Genomic DNA, 15,961 nt, shown 5'->3' with positions numbered 1-15,961 from the left:
ACGGGTCGGATCCACCTGCCGACCAGACTTCCCGGCGCACCGGGACCCATCGTACCGGCACTTCCGGGCTCGACCGGACTGCCAGGACTACCGCCGGCGGTGGGCCTCGTCACCGCGCGCGAGCAGTCGCAGGTGCCTGTTACCCACGCCCAACACCACCGCCACCACGAAGACCGGGGTGAAGCCCAACGGGGCAGGAGCCGGCGGAGCGCCGTCAGTGAGCACAGTGAGGAAGACACCCTCGGCGATCGTCGCCGTGACCAGTGCCGCGCGCCAATCCCTCAACGACGTGGCCAGCAGACCGCAGGCCGTTGCCATCACCAGCACACGCCCGACGGGCTCCTCGGCGGGGAACAACACCACGGCGAGGAACGAGGTCGCTACGACACCGAGCCCGCCCGCGGCCAGCTCCCGGATCAGCGCGACCCTGCGGTTCTCCGCTTCGTCGGCAGCGTTCACGGCTTCGGTCTCATCTCGTGGCGATCCAGACCCGACACTCAGACGGCCGGGAGCGTGGATCCAACGATAGACGCGCAGGGATCTTCTGGCTGTCCGCACCGGCGTTCCCCGCCCACATCGCCGCAGGCCCACGTGTCCGGGGATGAACGTGTCGTCGATGAGCGCGGCGGCCGGCGTCGTCGTGCACGTCACCGGTGGGCATCGGCGGTGCAAGACCGGGCGCCGTACGGCCCCTTCACGCGTCGTTGGTGACAGTTGCGCTACCCGAGCGGTCGACGGCCCGCTGCCGCCGGCTGTCGCGGGCGATCAGCGGCTCGGCCAGTACGAGCAGCAGCGCAGCGGCGGCGACCAGGCCACCCGCCAGTGCGGTGCCGGCGGCGCCGGATCCGGACAGCACGGCCCCGCCGAGGAGCGCCCCACCGGCGATACCGAGGTTGAAGGCAGCCGAGTTGCCGGCCGACGCCAGGTCCGAACTGCCCGGTGCCACCTCCAGCACCCGGTTCTGTAGGGCCGGGGTCAGCGCGCCGAGCGCGAACCCGGACAGGGCAAGCATCACGGCCACAGCCGGTTGCCAGCCGGAGAACAGGTACAGGCCGACCAGCGAGACCACGAGAACGATGAGCGAGCCCACCATGGTCCCTCGCTGACTGCGGTCGACCACGGCGCCGGCGACCGCGATTCCACCGGAGTTGACGAGGCCCCGCAGCAGCAGCAGAGGGCCGATCGCCGCCGCGGGAAAGCCGCTCACGTCGGTGAGGAATGGGGCGGTGTAGGTGAACGCGGTGAACAGCCCGGTGATGGAGAGGATGGTGGTCGCAACCAAGATCCAGTAGCGCGGGACGCTCGGCGCGGTGCCGGTCGCGGCGTGTGTGGCTCCGACCGGTGTCGTTGGCATCAGGAGGACGACCAGCCCGAGCGCGAGCAGGCCGAAACCAGCCAGCGCCACGAAGGTCCACCGCCGACCGGTCTGCTGGCCCAGCCAGGTCCCTGCCGGTACGCCGAGCATCGGTGCGAGTGCCGAGCCGCCGAAGACCGTCGACATGGCCCGGCCGCGTACCCGCTGCGGGAAGAGGCTGGCCGCTGCCGGCCCGACCACCGCCCAGAACACCGATTGACTGAGCGCCACGACGACCCGCGCCGCCAGCAACATCAGGTAGTCCACCGCTACCGCCGACAGCAGGGTCGCCACCACGAAGACACCCAGCAGCGTCGCTGCTCCCGCCGCGTCATCCACGATGACCTATCCCCGCGCTGCGCTTCCGACCCATGGCCGTAGCGCACCCCGTTGAGAGGCACCTCGAACGAGTTGGGTGCCCGTGCCGGCGTCTCCGGGCGTGCTCATCCGACGCTGTTCCGTGCGTTCCGGGACGATGCCAGGCCACCTTCGGGCCGGGAGCGTCCGCGAGTGGAGCTGGCTGTTCCGTCGCTGCTCACCTGCCAGCGCGGCGTCACGGTCGATCATGATCGAGGGCCTGGCCAAGCCCGATTCTCACGAGTATGACCGCATTGTCGGTATGAGCATGGGAATCTCATCGGCGCTCTCCCATTCGCATATTCTCATCGCTGACTGTCTACTTGGCAGGGAAGGTGGCGGCAAGCGCCCGGTCAGGACGACCGACTGGCGAAGCGCGGACAAGGGGACTGCGATGAATCTCCCGGACCACACGGGCAACGAGGGCGGCCGGGAGGGCGTCATGGCGCGCTGGATCTGGCTCACCGCCGGCAGTGGACTCCTGACCGTGGTGCTGTTGACGGTGCTCGCGAGCTGGGGTGAGGCGGACGCGACCGCCACGTCGGGCATCGCCGCCGTCGGCACGATCACGGCGGCCGCGTTCGGCGTCCTGGCGCTGATCGTCCGCAGGCGGGGCAGATGAACAAATGTGGCGCTACGACCGATGAGGTTTGGGCGCCGTGTCCGTCTGTACCGGTGAGATCAACCCACGGAAGGCTGGCAGCATGCGGAAATTGACCTTCGGGATGAATGTGACGGTGGACGGCTACATCGCCGCGCCCGGCGATGACCTCGGCTGGAGTGGGGGTGAGGGACCGGACTCGTCGTCGAGCGGCGAGCTGTTCCAGTGGTGGTCCGACCGGGTGGGGGCGACTGGCCTGGCGCTGTACGGGCGCAAGCTGTGGGAGACGATGAGCTCCCACTGGCCGACCGCTGACCAGCAGCCCGGCGCCACGGCGGCGGAGATCGAGTTCGCCGGCCGTTGGCGGGACATGCCGAAGGTGGTGTTCTCCTCGACGATCAGCACGGTCGACTGGAACACCCGCCTGGTCGCCGGCGACGCGGTCACCGAGATCAAGCGGCTCAAGGCCGAGGACGGCGGCCCGATGGACATCACCGGCGCGACGCTTGCCGCGGCGGCGATGCGGGCCGGGCTGGTGGACGAGTACCTCCTGGTTACCCATCCGGTCCTGGTGGGTGGCGGCACGCCGTTCTTCACCGCGCTGGACAACTGGGTGAACCTGAACCTCGTGGAGACGCGAACCTTTCCCGGCGGCGTCGTGCTGACCCGATACGAGACACGACGTTAGACACGAGCCGAGTGCTCAGCTCGTACGACCAGGCCAACCGCCTGCCGACGTGCTCGCTGCCCCGCCGGCAACCCCGGCGGGGTGGTCGGACCGGCGTGATCGACTCGACATCGCCGACCCGGGGGTATCAACCGCCCCCGGATACCCCGAGTTCGGCGACCTCGTGTGGATCACCGCCGGGTGGCCGTGTTCAGAGCGTCGGGGGCAGGTCCAGCCATGGCTTGTCGGTGGCGTCGAAACCGGTGAGCTCGGCGATCTTCCCGTCGACGATGTGCAGGACCGCGATGTTGAACAGCCGGTACCTCGGGTCGGTGGGGGTCCGGCGGTACAGCACGGCCGCCGGCATGCGGTTGACCGTCGTGGTGATACAGCGCCAGTCGTCGTAGCCGCGTTGGAAGAGCCCGTTGGAGACCCAGCCGTCGACCGCCTCCTTGGCGGTGACGACCAGGGTGCCCGGCGTCGGAAGCATCGCGAAGCGCAGATCGTCACGCAGCAGGGCGGTCAGTCCGTCAACGTCATTGCGCTCATGAGCGTCGATGTATGACTTCACCACGGCACGCTCGTCCGTCGACAGTTCGTGCGTGGCGGGGCTCCGCCAGTCGAGGCGACGGTCGGGCAGCTTCTCCCGCATCGTCACGCGTGCCCGCTGCAGTGCGCTGGTCACCGAGGCGACGGTCAACTCGAGAGTGTCGGCGGCCTTCGACGCCGGCCAGCCGAGAACGTCGCGCAGGATGAGCACCGCCCGTTGCCGCGGCGGCAGGTGCTGGACGGCGACGATGAAGGCCAGCTCGATCGTCTCCCGCGCCACCACCGCTTCCTGCGGGTCCGGCGGGAGCATCCGGTCCGGGTAGGGCTGCAGGTAGCGCACCTCCGAGCCCTCGTCCGGCAGTTCGGCAGTCACGGGCGTGCGGTCGTCGCGCTTCTCCAGGAAGTCGAGGCAGGCGTTTGTCGCGATCCGGTACAGCCAGGTCCGCAGGGCCGCGTGGCCCCGGAACGACTCTCGCTTGTGCCACGCTCGCAGGAACGTCTCCTGTGTCAGGTCCTGGGCGTCCTCGTAGTTCGCAAGCATCCGGTAGCAGTGCACCTGCAACTCCCGGCGGTGCCGCTCGGTCAGCTGTGCGAAGCGCGCCGTGTCCCGGGAGCGGACCGCCGCGATGAACCTGGCCTCGTCGTCGCCCCGCGGTCGAGCGTCGGTCATGGTCATGAATCCTTCCATCCGGGCAGGAGGGCCACCAGAACTGACGACGAAGCGGAGGGTTTCTGATCGGTCATCCACTGACACCGTCCCGTCGGTCACGGCGGCGGCCGTCACCGGCATCGGTTCGGCGACCGTCGAGCACTGTTCGTCCGACTGACGGCTCGGCGTGACGTCCCCGTCAGGTCCATCGGTGTCCATGTATCCATGACTGGACATCACCCGCACCACTGCCACCACGACCACGGATCCGACGACGAGGTGCCGTACGGTCAGGTTGCGGTCCCCACCGGCTTCGCCCGGCGGACGCTGCTGGCCGGTGCCGGCGGGACACTGATGCTGGCGGCGCTGCCGGCCGCGGCCCGGGCAGCCGACACGACGATGGCCGGCGCCCCGACCGCGGCGGTCGGTGCCGGCCGGTCGTCCCGGATCACCCAGGGCACGATGTTGGTCCACGCCGACATGCACAACCACACGGTCATGTCGGACGGTGACGGCAGCGCAGAAGCGGCGTTCGCCTCGATGCGTGAGGCCGGTCTGGACGTCGCCGCGCTGACCGACCACGCCACGCTCTTCGCCATCGACGGGCTGAGCTCGTCGGAGTGGCGGACCACTGGTGACCTGGCCAACGCGGCCAACGATCCGGGGCGGTTCACCGCCATCCGCGGGTTCGAGTGGTCGCATCCTCTGCAGGGGCACATCAACGTCTGGAACACCTCCGACTTCGCCGACCTGCTGCGCGCCAGCAGCCCCGGCAGCCTGTACAACTGGCTCACCGGCCGGCCCGGGGGATTGGCGAGCTTCAACCACCCAGGTCGGGAGGCGGGCCGGTTCGACAACTTCTCGTTCAACTCCTCGGTCCGGGATCAGCTCGTGGGCCTGGAGATGTTCAACCGGACCGACGACTTCCTCTTCGAAGGGTGGTCGTCGGGTGTGACGTCACCGCTGTTGGCGTGCCTGAACGCGGGTTGGCGGCCGGCGCTGACCGGCGTCACCGACGAGCACGGCACCACCTGGGGCTTTCACGAGGGTAAGGGCCGCAGCGGCCTGTGGGTCGCGGAGAACACCCGCGCCGCAGTGTTCGAGGCGATGGCCGCCCGCCGGTCCTTCGCCACCCGCGTCTCGGGCCTTCGGGTGGACGCCACCGCCAACGGCGTACGCATGGGTGGGGTGCTGAACGTGACCGCCGGCGACGTCCGGTTCCTGCTGGACCTTGACCGCGGCTCGGCCTGGGACGGCAAGCCGTTGCGGATCCAGGTGCTGCGTCCCGGTACCTCGGCGCCGACCGTCGTCGATGTCATCGACACCGTCAACGGTCAGGTCACCGACTTCACCGTTCCGCTCGATGTGAGCGACGGTGACTGGGTGGTGCTGCGGATCTCCGATCCGTCCCTGCCCAACGGCACCCCCGGCCCGGCCGGTCACCCGTGTAACGACTTCGCGGTGGCCTACACCAGCCCCTGGTGGCTCCGCCCCTGATCCGCCGCGCCGGTGCCGGCACGGCCGGGGCAGCCACCGTCGGCTGTGCCCGCCGGTCCGGGACCGGACTGCGGCGTTTCCGCGTCGTCGGAGCTCTGCTTGCTGGCGGCGTCTACGCACGGCCGACACGCGAATCGGCGGCGACCGTCCGGATGAGGGTCGCCGCCGATTGCGTGGTCGATTCGGTCAGCTGGCCGAGCAGGCGGCGTCCAGCTCCTCGATGGCGGCGTCCAGGGCCTTCTTGCTGGGCTTGGCGTCGGCCGACTTGTTGTACGCGTCGCTCAGAGCCATCATCTCGTCCTGGATCTTCTCGGAGGCGGCGGTGACCGCCTCGTTGGCGCCGATCGAGTGCGCCAGGATCGCGACGGAGCCGGCGGCCCACTGGGCACTGACCGCGAAGTGCCCGGCTGGCGGGCCGATCTTCTCAGCCTTGGTGATCTTCGCCGCGTTGTCCTTGATGTCCTTCCTGATGTCGGCGCAGGCCTTCACCGTGGCCGCGTCGTTGGCCGCGGTGCTGGTCGTCGCGCTGGCCGTGCCGCCGGTCGGGGCGGCGCTCGAGGCCGCCGGGGACGGCGAGGTCGCGGTGTCCGCGGATTCGGGCTGCGGATCGCAGCCGGACACTGCGATCGCCGCTGTGACGGCCAAGCCGATCAGGATGAGTCGGTTTCGGTTCATTTCGATGTCTCCCCCGTGATCTTCAATGTTCGGCGCACGCTACCAGCGGTGGTCGAACGGGTGGGACCGGTTTTCGGGGCCGACGAGCACCGATCCCCAGACCTGCAACTGGGTGCGAGGCGGGACTGGTGGAGCGGCAGCGCCCCAGCAACTCGTCGATGTGACGCGACGGGCCTATCCGAGCAGTGCCGCCACCGCGGCCAGGGTGACCAGCGACAGCGTCGTGGTCACCAGTACCGCCCGGTTGGCCACCGTCTCGCCGACGCCGTACTCCTGACCGAAGATGAACGTGTTCTGCGCCGTCGGCAGGCCCGCGCACACCACCACGGCGAGCAACTGCGGCGCGGGCAGGCGCAGGGCCAGCCCGGCCGCGTACGCGATGACCGGCTGTGCGACGAGCTTCAGCACGGTGATAACGACCAGTTCGGCCGGCCCGGTCGGCTCTGCCCGCGACGGCGTGGTGCGGTGCAGCGACGCACCGAGCGCGACCAGGGCGGCCGGCACCGCGGCACCCGCCAGCAGGGTGAGCGACACCTCGACCGCCGACGGCAGCCGGAAGCTGGCCGCCGAGCACGCCACACCGAGCAGCGACGCCAGGATCACCGGGTTGCGTACCGGCAGGGAGGCGATACGGCGGATCCGTACCCGCCCGGCCGGGTCGGTGTGCCGGTCCAGGGCGATCAGGATCACCGGCGTCACCACCAGCACCTGTAGCAGCACCACCGCCGCCAGGAACGACACGTCGCCGAGCACCTGCGTGGCGATCGGGATGCCGAGGTTCGCCGAGTTCACGTACCCGGCGGCCATGCCCCAGATCGGCCGTTCGTCGGGGCGGCGACCGAACAGCCGGCTCGCGCCGACCCAGCCGAACCCGATGACCGCGGCGGTGCTCACCCCGAAGGCGAGCAGCGCGCGGCCGGCGAACCCGGACAGCGGCATTCGGGACAGTGCCAGGAACAGGGCGGCCGGCATCGCCAGATGGAACACGAACCGGCCGAGCACCGCTGCCACCGCCTCGCCCAGTAGGCCACGGCGGCAGGCCACGTAGCCGACCACGGTGAGGATCCAGATCGGTACGAACGCCGACGCCAGGCTCATCCGGGGGTCGATCGGTGCGTCACAGGTTCAGCCTCGCATCCGCCCGGTCCGGGCAGACAGCCGGCTCATCCACGGCTTTCCGGGCGTACCCGACGGCTGCGGCGCGGCCCGCCGGAAAAGTGCGGCGCCTGCGCGGCGGTGGTTGGGTAGCGTGCCCGGCGTGATCGAGCTTGTGGAGCGGCACACGGTGCTCGCGGTCGTGGTCGGGTCGCGGGCGTACGGACTGCATGACAGCGCCTCCGACCACGACCGGCGGGGTGTGTACGTGGCGCCGACGCGGGCCTTCTGGCACCTGGACAAGCCGCCGACGCACCTCGACGGTCCGGCGCCGGAGCAGTTCTCCTGGGAGTTCGAGCGCTTCTGCGCGCTGGCCCTGCAGGGCAACCCGACGGTCCTGGAGGTGCTGTGGTCACCGCTTGTGGAGTCGATCACGGTCGACGGTGAGTGGTTGGTGGCGGCCCGGCGGGCGTTCCTGTCGACACGGGTGGCCGAGACCTACGGCAACTATGCCCGGGACCAGCTCAACCGGGTGGCGGCCCGCCGCGAGCGCACCGGCGAGACGAATCACAAACAGGCCATGCACATGATCCGGTTGCTGATCGCCGGAGCGCACGTGCTGCGTACCGGGGAGGTGCTGGTCGACGTTCGCCACCTGCGTGAGCGGTTGCTCGCGGTGCGGCGCGGCGAGGTGCCCTGGGCGGAGGTCAACGCCTGGGCGGCGGAACTCCTGGACGACCTGGCCGACGCGGCGGCCGCTACCGTGCTGCCCGATCAGGCTGACCGGGCCGAGGTGGATCGGCTCCTTGAGGCCGTACGGGAGAGGAACCTGTCATGACCGTCGACGTGCCCTCGTGGGCCGGCGAGGTGGCGCGTGCGCTACCCCGTCCGGTGCTGTTCGCCACCGTCAGCGGTGCGCATCTGTACGGATTCGCGTCCGTCGACTCCGACCTGGACCTGCGGGCCGTGCACCTGCTCCCGGCCGAGGAGGTGGTCGGGTTGCGTACCGGTCCGCAGACCCTGCAGCACATGGGCGTGCGCGAGGGCGTCGAGTTGGACGTGGTCAGTCACGACCTGCTGAAGTTCGCCACTCTGCTGAACAGCCGCAACGGGTACGTACTGGAGCAGGTGTTGTCGCCGTTGGTGGTGGTGACGACGACGGTGCACGCCGAACTCGTCGCGCTGGCCCCGCGCCTGGTCACCCGGCACCACGCGCACCACTACCTCGGGTTCGCGGCCGGCCAGGAGCGGTTGTCCGCGAAGACCGGGCAGCTCAAGCCCGCGCTGTACACGTTGCGGGTGCTGCTCACCGGGATCCACCTCATGCGCACCGGCCGGGTGGAGACAGATCTCGGCGTGCTCGGCACCGAGTTGCCGTACGTACCGGATCTGATCGCGGCCAAGCGGGAGGCCGAGCACGGGCCGCTGCCCGCCGGCGCGGCGGCCCGGCTCGCCACCGACGTGCCGCGGTTGCGCGCCGAGCTGGAGGCGGCCCGGGACGCCTCGACGTTGCCCGAGCAGGCCGCGCCGGCGGCCGTGGCGGCCCTGCACGATCTGGTGGTACGCACCCGACTACAGGGGTACCCGGGCCACCGACCCGTCGCCCTTGCCGGTCCGAGGCCGGGGGAGCGGAGGGGGGACGACCAGCGACGCTGAACGGCGGGCGGCATTCAGTGCCGCGTGACCGACACCTTCCGGTCCCCGGTCCAGGCCGCTTCGAGGATCGCGGTCAGGCTGGCGGTGTCCGTCGGGCCCGGATGGTTCTGGATCAACCGGGTGACACCGCCGGCCATCTCCGCGAAACGCGGGAGGTCGGCGCGGGCCACGCCGATGTCCGCCAGGCTCGGTGGGATGCCGATGTCGGCGAGCAGCCCGTCGAGCCAGGCGAGGAAGGCGTCCGCGGCCTCGGCATCCGAGGCGTCGGTCACGTCGAGCCCGCACACCCTGGCGAGGTTGGCGAGCCGCTCGCCGATGGCGTCTCTGGCCGCGTCCAGCGCGTACGGCAGCAGCAGCCCGACGCCCAGGCCGTGCGGGGTGTGGGTGGCTGCGCCGATGGGGTACTGGAGGGCGTGCGGGGCGGCGTTGCCCGCGTGCGAGAAGGCGAGTCCGGCGAGCATGGACCCGTAGGACATGTCCGCGCGGGCCTCCGTGTCGCCGCCGTCCCGGACCGCCCGGCGCAGGCTACGGGCGATCCGCTCCGCGGCCAGCAGCGCGTAGTGGTCGGTGATCGGGTTGCGGCCGAGGAAGACCTGCTCCACCGGGTCACGCGGTCCGTGGGGCCGGGGTCGCGCGGTGTAGCTCTCCACCGCGTGACAGAACGCGTCGATGCCGGAGTGGGCGGTGACGGTCGCCGGGCAGGTGTAGGTGAGCTCGGGGTCGACGATGGCGAAGTCGGGCACGATGTGGACGCTGGAGACGCCCACCTTCAGCGCCCGGTCCGGGTCGGTCAACACCGAGACGGGGGTGAGTTCGGAGCCGGTGCCGGACGTCGTCGGGACCGCGACGAGGGGAAGCGTCGGCCCGGGCACCTTCGACTCACCGTAGAAGTCGCGCGGCGTCCCACCGTGGCGCCGAATGACGCCGACGATCTTGGCGAGGTCGATCACCGTGCCACCCCCGATGGCGAGGATGACGTCGGCGTCCACCTCGGCGGCGGCCGAGACGGCCAGGGCGACATCGGTCAGTGGCACGTCCGACGTCGCGTCGGAGAACACCTCGACGGCGTCGACCTTCTCCCGGACGGCGGCGACGATCTCGGCCACGCCGGGCTGGCCCAGGAGAACCCGGTCGGTCACGACGAGGACCCGCGAGCCACTCTCGGCCACCACCCGGGGGATGTTCTGCGCGACCCCTTCGCCCACTATCAGCTGGCGTGGTCCGCGGACGGTCTCAAGCATGTCGGTGCCTCTCTCGGAACGTCGGCGGCGATGTGCGGGACGTAAGCCCAGGTCACCTGCGGGACCGGGGCGCGTCGGCAGGGCGGGCCGCCCGGGTGGCGCGGGTGCGCGCGCCGGGCGGCCGGAGCAGCAGGCCGGTCACGGCAGGTCGATCGCCGCGTAGGTGAGGTCGAGGTATTCGAGGATGCCCTCGTGCGACCCCTCCTTGCCGATCCCGGACTGCTTCACGCCCCCGAACGGAGCTGACGGATCCGAGATCAGCCCACGGTTGATGCCGATCATCCCCGTCTCCAGGCCCTCGGCGAACCGGAGCGCCCGCGCCAGGTCGCGGGTGAAGACGTATCCGACCAGACCGTGCTCGGTGTCGTTGGCCTTCGCCAACACCTCGTCGTCGGACGTGAAGGAGATGATCGGCGCCACCGGGCCGAAGATCTCGGTCTTCAGCATCCGTGCCTCGTCGGGCACGTCGACGAGGACGGTGGGTGGGTAGAAGTGGCCCGGCCCGTCCGGGCGCTTACCGCCCACCAGCACCCGGGCGCCCCGGTCGACCGCGTCGGCGACGAGGTCGTCGATCGTGGTGACCGAGGCCTCGTCGATCAGCGCACCGACGTCCACACCGTCGTCGAGACCGTGACCGACCGAGAGCGCGCCCATCCGCTCGGCGAAGCGCGCCGTGAACTCCTCGCGTACCGGCTCCTCGACGTAGATCCGGTTGGCGGCGATGCAGGACTCCCCGATGTTGCGCATCTTGGCCACCATCGCGCCGTCGACGGCGACGTCCAGGTCGGCGTCCGCACACACGATCAGGGCCGCGTTGCCGCCCAGTTCCATCGAGGTACGCAGTACGTTGTCGGCGGCCTGCCGGAGCAGCACCCGCCCGACCTCGGTCGAGCCGGTGAACGACAGCTTGCGGGTCCGACCGTCGGCCAGCAACGCGGAGACCACCTCGCCGGAACGCTTGGTGGTCACCACGTTGACGACGCCCGGGGGAACGCCGACCTCCTCCATGATGCGGGCCAGGAGCAGCATGGTGAGGGGCGTCTGGCCCGCCGGCTTGGTGACCGTCGTACAGCCCGCGGCCAGCGCGGGAGCGATCTTGCGGGCGCCCATGGCCAGCGGGAAGTTCCAGGGCGTCACGAAGACGCACGGCCCGACCGGCTTCGGCACGGTGAGGACGCGGTATCCACCTGCGGGGGCGGTGCTGTAGCGCCCCTCGACGCGTACCGCCTCCTCGGCGAACCACCGGAAGAACTCGGCGCCGTAGCCGACCTCCGCCCGAGCCTCGGCGAGCGGCTTGCCCATCTCCAGCGTGATCAGCCGGGCGATGTCCTCGGACCGCTCGATCAACGCCCGGTACGTCGCGGTCAACAACTCTGACCGTTTGCGGGGCGGGGTCGCCGCCCACCCCGCCATCGCCGTGCTCGCCGCGTCCAGGGCGGCGAGCCCGTCGACGACACCGGCGTCCGCCACCTCGGCGATTGTCGTGCCGGTGGCCGGGTCCTCGACGGCGAAGGTGCGTCCGCTCGCGGCGTCGCGCCACGCGTCGCCGATCCGGAGCCGGCGGTGCTCGGGGGCCAGGACGGTCATCGGGTCACTCATTGCGTCGCCTCCTGTGATCTTCGTGGTGCTGTCCGGAGCCGGCGCGGTTACCGCCCCGCCTCGGAGAGCGACAGCCCGGTGTCCGCATCGAACAGGTGCGCCCGGTCCAGGTCGACCGTCACCGACAGCCGCTCGCCCGGGGTGCCGGTGATGGTGGGTCGGGCCTTGACCTTGAGGATCTCGGTCCCCACCCGGACGTCGACCACCGTGCGGTCCCCGAGCGGCTCAAGTCCGTAGAGCTCTCCCGCCAACGACGCGGGCCCGCGCTGCTCGACGGAGAGGTCCTCCGCCCGTACGCCCAGCAGCAGCGGCCGCCCCTCCTCGGCCGTGGTCCAGCGGGGCCGTGGCAGCGTCCAGCCGTCCGTACCGACCAGACGGTCTCCCTCGGCGCGGCAGGCGAGCAGGCTGATCGGCGGGCTCCCGACGAACCCGGCCACCCACTGGTTGGCGGGGCGCTCGTACACCTCGGTCGGCGTGCCGACCTGCTGCACCTTGCCCTCCTTGAGAACCGCGACCTGGTCGGCCATGGACAGCGCCTCGACCTGGTCGTTGGTCACGTAGATGAAGGTCGCGCCGAGGCTCCGGTGGATGCGGGTGAGCTCGGTGCGCATCTCCACGCGGAGTTTGAGGTCGAGGTTGGTCAGTGGCTCGTCCATGAGGAACGCCCGAGGGCTGCGGACCAGCGCCCGGGCCAGGGCGACGCGCTGCATCTCGCCGCCGGACAACTGCGCGGGACGACGCTGCAACAGCCGTTCGATGTGCAGCAGGTTCGACATCTTCTCGACGGCGGTGGAGATCTCGCTCGGCGAACAGCGGCGGGCCCGCAGCGGTGAGGCGATGTTCTCGTACGCCGTGTGTCGCGGGTAGAGGGCGTAGTTCTGGAAGACCATCGCCAGGTCCCGTGCGGCCGGCGGGTCACCGGTCGCGTCTCTCCCGTCCAGGTGCACCGACCCGCCGTCAAGCTTGTCCAGCCCGGCGATCGCCCGCAGGGTCGTCGTCTTGCCCGCCCCGGAGGGCCCGAGCACGACGAAGAACGAGCCGTCCGGCACGTCCAGCGTCACCCCGTCCAGGGCCTGGACCTTGCCGAAGGACTTGCGCAGCCCGTGCGCTGCCACGGTTCCCATCAGGCCACCAGCTCTTCCGTGCTCACGTCGTAGACCGCCGGGGTTCCGCCGGTGTGCCGCAGCCCGACCTTCGCGTCGGCGGCGAAACGCACGGTCGGTGGCATCCGGACCCGTACGTCGCGCTGACCGCCGTGGTCGACCACGTAGATGATTTCGTCGCCCAGCCATTCCGCGGAGACCACCCGGGCCGGGATCGTGCCGTCCGCGCCCGGAGCGGTGACCTCCAGCGCCTCCGGCCGGACGCCGGCGACCAGGCGACGGTCGCGGGACAGGCCGGGCGGTGGCGTGAGGACCAGTCCGCCCTGACCGTGCAGCTCACCGTCGGCCACCTCCACGTCGATCAGGTTCATCGGCGGGGAGCCGATGAACGCGGCGCAGAAGAGGCTCGCCGGGCGGTCGTAGACCTCCAGCGGCGTACCGATCTGCTCGACGCGTCCCTTGTTGAGGATGGCGATCCGGTGGCCGAGTGACATCGCCTCGACCTGGTCGTGGGTGACGTAGACCATGGTCGCGCCCAGCTCTCCCTGGAGGTGCTTGATCTCCGTGCGCATGTCCGCCCGCAGTTCCGCGTCCAGGTTGGTGAGCGGTTCGTCCATCAGGAAGGCGCGCGGTCGGCGAACCAGAGCGCGGGCGAGCGCGACGCGCTGTTGCTCGCCGCCGGAGAGCTGGCGCGGTCGCCGGTCCAACAGTGGACCGAGCCGCATCAGCCGGGCCGCCTCCTCGACCCGCGCATGCACCTCCTGCTTGGGCAGTCCCTCGGCCCGCAGCGGGAACGCCAGGTTGTCGCGGGTGCGCAGGTGCGGGTAGAGCGCGTAGAACTGGAACACCATGGCGATGTCGCGCTCGGCGGGTGGCAGGTCGTTGACCAGCGTGTCGCCGATGCGGATGTCGCCGGACGTCTGCCGCTCCAGGCCGGCGATGGCCCGCAGCGTGGTCGTCTTGCCGCAGCCCGACGGGCCGAGCATCACGAACAGCTCGCCGTGGCCGATGGACAGGTCCACCCGGTCGACGGCGACCGTGCCGTCCGGGTAGCGCTTGTGCAGCGCGCTCACCTCGATGCTGGCCATCAGCGTCGCACCGCCCCGAGCGTCACACCGGCGATGAGGTGCTTGCGCACCAGGTAGGCGAAGACGAGCACCGGCAGGGCGAAGACCACCGAGGCGGCTGCGACGAGACCCCAGTCCGTCGTGGTGCCGCCGATCAGGCCGGCGATGGCGGGTGGGGCCGTCCGGACGCTGTCGCTGGAGGTGAGGAAGATGGCGAACACGAACTCGTTCCACGAGAAGATGAGGGCGAAGACCGCCGTCGCGGCGATGCCGGGCACGAGCTGGGGGAGCGTGTACCGCCAGAACGCCTGGAGCCGGGTGTAGCCGTCGAGCATGGCGGCGTCCTCGTACTCCGACGGCACCTCGTCGACGAAGCCCTTCATCATCCAGATCGTGAACGGCACGTTGAACGCGGCGTAGATGAGGATCAGGCCGATCTTGTTGTCGATGAGCCCGACCTGGCGGTACATGAGGAAGATCGGGATCACGACCACCACCGGCGGCATGAACCTGGTGGAGAGGATGAAGAACAGTTGGTCCTTCTTGGCCTTCACGGCGAAGCGCGAGTAGGCCCAGGCCGCCGGGACTCCCAGCACGGTGGCCAGCACCGTGGAGGCGCCGGCGACCACGAAGGAGTTGAGGAAGCTGACGGACACGGGCGTGCGGCCGTCGCCCTGAGCGACGAACACGTCCTTGTAATGCTGGAGGGTGACGGCGAAGTCGAAGAACTTCGCCGGGATGGCGTAGACGTCCCGGTTCTCCTTGAAGGACGTCTCGATCATCCAGAGCACCGGGAAGAGCATCACGGCGGCCAGCACGGTCAGCAGCACGACCTCCACCGCGGAGCGGCCCCGACCGCTGGAGCGGCGCGCGGGAGGTGGGTGATCCCCGGCCGGACCGGTGGACACGGCCTCGTCGACGGAGACGGCCATCAGTCCTCCTTGAGCTTGTTCAGGTAACGCAGGTAGAGCTGCGTGAGGACGATGACCACGAGGACCATGAGGATTCCGTACGCCGACGCCGTCCCGGTGTTGAAGCCCAGGAACGCGACCTTGTAGATGTGGAACGACAACGTCTCGGTGGAGACGCCCGGACCCCCGTTGGTGAGGATGTAGACCAGGTCGAACAGCCGGAACGCCTCGATGGCCCGGAACATCACGGCGATGAGCAGCAGGGGCCACACCAGTGGAAGAGTGATGGTGCGGAACTTGAACCACTCGGACGCCCGGTCGATCGAGGCGGCCTCGTAGAGGTACTTGGGCACCGCGCTGAGGCCGGCGAGCGCGATGAGCATGATGAACGGCGTCCACTGCCAGGTGTCGACCACGATCAGGGAGATCAGGGCCGTACGCTGCCGGGTGAGCCACTCCACCTGCCCGAGGCCGACCGAGCCGAGCATGCTGTTGACCACGCCGAACTGGGCGTCGAGCATGAAGCGCCAGAACAGCCCGACCACCACCGGCGACAGCATCATCGGGACCAGGAACAGGGTGGTCAGCGCTCCCCGCCCGCGCGTGCGCCGGGAGATCAGGTAGGCGATGCCGAAACCGAGCACGGTCTGCAGGGCGACCGCGCCGATCACGTAGATCACCGTCGTCACGGCCCGCGTGTGGACCTGCGCCGACGTCAGGATGGCGGTGTAGTTGCCGAACCCGACGAAGTTGGCGGGGCCCCCACGGGTGGCCGAGTAGTCGGTGAAGGACAGGTACAGCGCCCACAGCAACGGGAACACCGACATGGCGAGCAACAGCAGCAGCGCGGGGGAGATGAAGGCCACGGCGAGCCCACGGTCGCTCAGCCGGCGGGACCGGCCCGGTGCAGGCGGCGTCACGGACGCCACCTGCCCGGGCT

The 15,961-nt window shown here is 70.3% G+C and carries 16 protein-coding genes; 5 read left to right on the top strand and 11 right to left on the bottom strand.

Annotated features, from left to right (window positions below):
• Positions 1-87: 87 nt before the first annotated feature.
• Positions 88-459 carry a hypothetical protein gene (locus tag ACN263_RS18385; RefSeq protein WP_422735623.1) on the bottom strand — a complete coding sequence of 124 codons (372 nt, stop codon included), beginning with the start codon at positions 457-459 and terminating at the stop codon, positions 88-90.
• A gap of 235 nt (positions 460-694) precedes the next feature.
• Positions 695-1,693, bottom strand: a complete 999-nt coding sequence (locus ACN263_RS18380) for an MFS transporter (protein WP_422735622.1) — start codon at positions 1,691-1,693, stop codon at positions 695-697.
• Positions 1,694-2,105: 412 nt separating this feature from the next.
• On the opposite strand from ACN263_RS18380, the gene ACN263_RS18375 reads away from it, so the two are divergent.
• Positions 2,106-2,333: a hypothetical protein gene (locus ACN263_RS18375; protein ID WP_422735621.1), complete on the top strand. Its 228-nt coding sequence runs from the start codon at positions 2,106-2,108 to the stop codon at positions 2,331-2,333.
• An 82-nt stretch (positions 2,334-2,415) separates the two neighbouring features.
• Positions 2,416-3,000, top strand: coding sequence for a dihydrofolate reductase family protein (locus ACN263_RS18370; protein ID WP_422735620.1), 585 nt, complete (start codon positions 2,416-2,418; stop codon positions 2,998-3,000).
• A 190-nt stretch (positions 3,001-3,190) separates the two neighbouring features.
• On the opposite strand, the gene ACN263_RS18365 is transcribed toward ACN263_RS18370, so the two are convergent.
• Positions 3,191-4,198: an RNA polymerase subunit sigma-70 gene (locus ACN263_RS18365; protein ID WP_422735619.1), complete on the bottom strand. Its 1,008-nt coding sequence runs from the start codon at positions 4,196-4,198 to the stop codon at positions 3,191-3,193.
• 204 nt (positions 4,199-4,402) lie between these two features.
• Here ACN263_RS18365 and ACN263_RS18360 point away from each other — a divergent pair, with 204 nt between their 5' ends.
• Positions 4,403-5,674 (top strand): CehA/McbA family metallohydrolase, encoded by a 1,272-nt coding sequence (locus ACN263_RS18360; RefSeq protein WP_422735618.1) that lies wholly within the window; start codon positions 4,403-4,405, stop codon positions 5,672-5,674.
• Between the two features lie 186 nt (positions 5,675-5,860).
• Here ACN263_RS18360 and ACN263_RS18355 read toward each other — a convergent pair whose 3' ends face one another.
• Together ACN263_RS18355 and ACN263_RS18350 are read right to left on the bottom strand one after the other, a co-directional pair.
• Positions 5,861-6,349 (bottom strand): hypothetical protein, encoded by a 489-nt coding sequence (locus tag ACN263_RS18355; RefSeq protein ID WP_422735617.1) that lies wholly within the window; start codon positions 6,347-6,349, stop codon positions 5,861-5,863.
• Between the two features lie 174 nt (positions 6,350-6,523).
• A complete protein-coding gene (locus ACN263_RS18350) occupies positions 6,524-7,447 on the bottom strand; it encodes an AEC family transporter (protein WP_422735616.1) in 924 nt (307 codons plus the stop codon).
• Between the two features lie 160 nt (positions 7,448-7,607).
• On the opposite strand from ACN263_RS18350, the gene ACN263_RS18345 reads away from it, so the two are divergent.
• Both ACN263_RS18345 and ACN263_RS18340 read left to right on the top strand, forming a co-directional pair.
• Positions 7,608-8,282 carry a nucleotidyltransferase domain-containing protein gene (locus ACN263_RS18345; RefSeq protein WP_422735615.1) on the top strand — a complete coding sequence of 225 codons (675 nt, stop codon included), beginning with the start codon at positions 7,608-7,610 and terminating at the stop codon, positions 8,280-8,282.
• On the top strand, positions 8,279-9,100 hold the full coding sequence (locus ACN263_RS18340; protein WP_422735614.1) for a nucleotidyltransferase domain-containing protein: 822 nt from the start codon (positions 8,279-8,281) through the stop codon (positions 9,098-9,100). The genes ACN263_RS18345 and ACN263_RS18340 overlap by 4 nt, the downstream gene beginning before the upstream one ends.
• A gap of 14 nt (positions 9,101-9,114) precedes the next feature.
• On the opposite strand, the gene ACN263_RS18335 is transcribed toward ACN263_RS18340, so the two are convergent.
• From ACN263_RS18335 to ACN263_RS18310, 6 genes are all read right to left on the bottom strand, one after another.
• Positions 9,115-10,341 (bottom strand): iron-containing alcohol dehydrogenase, encoded by a 1,227-nt coding sequence (locus ACN263_RS18335; protein WP_422735613.1) that lies wholly within the window; start codon positions 10,339-10,341, stop codon positions 9,115-9,117.
• Positions 10,342-10,479: 138 nt separating this feature from the next.
• Positions 10,480-11,940: an NAD-dependent succinate-semialdehyde dehydrogenase gene (locus ACN263_RS18330; RefSeq protein WP_422735612.1), complete on the bottom strand. Its 1,461-nt coding sequence runs from the start codon at positions 11,938-11,940 to the stop codon at positions 10,480-10,482.
• A 47-nt stretch (positions 11,941-11,987) separates the two neighbouring features.
• A complete protein-coding gene (locus ACN263_RS18325; protein ID WP_422735611.1) occupies positions 11,988-13,064 on the bottom strand; it encodes an ABC transporter ATP-binding protein in 1,077 nt (358 codons plus the stop codon).
• Positions 13,064-14,131, bottom strand: coding sequence for an ABC transporter ATP-binding protein (locus ACN263_RS18320; RefSeq protein WP_422735610.1), 1,068 nt, complete (start codon positions 14,129-14,131; stop codon positions 13,064-13,066). Before ACN263_RS18320 ends, ACN263_RS18325 begins: the two co-directional genes overlap by 1 nt.
• A complete protein-coding gene (locus ACN263_RS18315; RefSeq protein ID WP_422735609.1) occupies positions 14,131-15,042 on the bottom strand; it encodes a carbohydrate ABC transporter permease in 912 nt (303 codons plus the stop codon). The genes ACN263_RS18320 and ACN263_RS18315 overlap by 1 nt, the downstream gene beginning before the upstream one ends.
• Positions 15,042-15,941 (bottom strand): carbohydrate ABC transporter permease, encoded by a 900-nt coding sequence (locus ACN263_RS18310; RefSeq protein WP_422735608.1) that lies wholly within the window; start codon positions 15,939-15,941, stop codon positions 15,042-15,044. The genes ACN263_RS18315 and ACN263_RS18310 overlap by 1 nt, the downstream gene beginning before the upstream one ends.
• Between the last annotated feature and the right edge of the window lie 20 nt (positions 15,942-15,961).

Source organism: Micromonospora sp. WMMD729, from assembly GCF_049315225.1.
Classification (GTDB): Bacteria; Actinomycetota; Actinomycetes; order Mycobacteriales; family Micromonosporaceae; genus Micromonospora.
The sequence above is the reverse complement of the archived record's forward strand: the minus strand, read 5'-3'. Positions and strand labels throughout refer to the sequence as shown.